A 1,325-nucleotide genomic window follows, 5' to 3' on the forward strand; every position below is an offset into this window, starting at 1 on the left:
TTTTTTCGGTGCAAGATGAGCTCGCGGCCTATCAGCTTGTTGGTGGGGTAATGGCCTACCAAGGCGTCGACGGGTAGCCGGCCTGAGAGGGTGTACGGCCACATTGGGACTGAGATACGGCCCAGACTCCTACGGGAGGCAGCAGTGGGGAATATTGCACAATGGGCGGAAGCCTGATGCAGCGACGCCGCGTGGGGGATGACGGCCTTCGGGTTGTAAACTCCTTTCGACAGGGACGAAGCGTTATGTGACGGTACCTGTATAAGAAGCACCGGCTAACTACGTGCCAGCAGCCGCGGTAATACGTAGGGTGCGAGCGTTGTCCGGAATTACTGGGCGTAAAGAGCTCGTAGGTGGTTTGTCGCGTCGTCTGTGAAATTCCGGGGCTTAACTCCGGGCGTGCAGGCGATACGGGCATAACTTGAGTGCTGTAGGGGAGACTGGAATTCCTGGTGTAGCGGTGAAATGCGCAGATATCAGGAGGAACACCGATGGCGAAGGCAGGTCTCTGGGCAGTTACTGACGCTGAGGAGCGAAAGCATGGGTAGCGAACAGGATTAGATACCCTGGTAGTCCATGCCGTAAACGGTGGGCGCTAGGTGTAGGGGGCTTCCACGTCTTCTGTGCCGTAGCTAACGCATTAAGCGCCCCGCCTGGGGAGTACGGCCGCAAGGCTAAAACTCAAAGGAATTGACGGGGGCCCGCACAAGCGGCGGAGCATGTGGATTAATTCGATGCAACGCGAAGAACCTTACCTGGGCTTGACATACACCAGATCGCTGCAGAGATGTAGTTTCCCTTGTGGTTGGTGTACAGGTGGTGCATGGTTGTCGTCAGCTCGTGTCGTGAGATGTTGGGTTAAGTCCCGCAACGAGCGCAACCCTTGTCTTATGTTGCCAGCATTTAGTTGGGGACTCATGAGAGACTGCCGGGGTTAACTCGGAGGAAGGTGGGGATGACGTCAAATCATCATGCCCCTTATGTCCAGGGCTTCACACATGCTACAATGGTCGGTACAACGCGCAGCGACACTGTGAGGTGGAGCGAATCGCTGAAAGCCGGTCTTAGTTCGGATTGGGGTCTGCAACTCGACCCCATGAAGTCGGAGTCGCTAGTAATCGTAGATCAGCAATGCTGCGGTGAATACGTTCCCGGGCCTTGTACACACCGCCCGTCACGTCATGAAAGTTGGTAACACCCGAAGCCAGTGGCTCAAACTTGTTAGGGAGCTGTCTAAGGTGGGATCGGCGATTGGGACGAAGTCGTAACAAGGTACCCGTACCGGAAGGTGCGGGTGGATCACCTCCTTTCTAAGGAGCATTAAT

1 rRNA gene is annotated in these 1,325 nt (G+C 55.8%); it reads left to right on the top strand.

Going from position 1 to position 1,325, the window contains the following annotated elements:
• A 16S ribosomal RNA gene (locus tag HMPREF2875_RS00310) occupies positions 1–1,310 on the top strand; the annotation flags it as partial.
• Between the last annotated feature and the right edge of the window lie 15 nt (positions 1,311–1,325).

The sequence above is a fragment of the Corynebacterium sp. HMSC078H07 genome (genome assembly GCF_001812805.1).
Taxonomy (GTDB): domain Bacteria; phylum Actinomycetota; class Actinomycetes; order Mycobacteriales; family Mycobacteriaceae; genus Corynebacterium.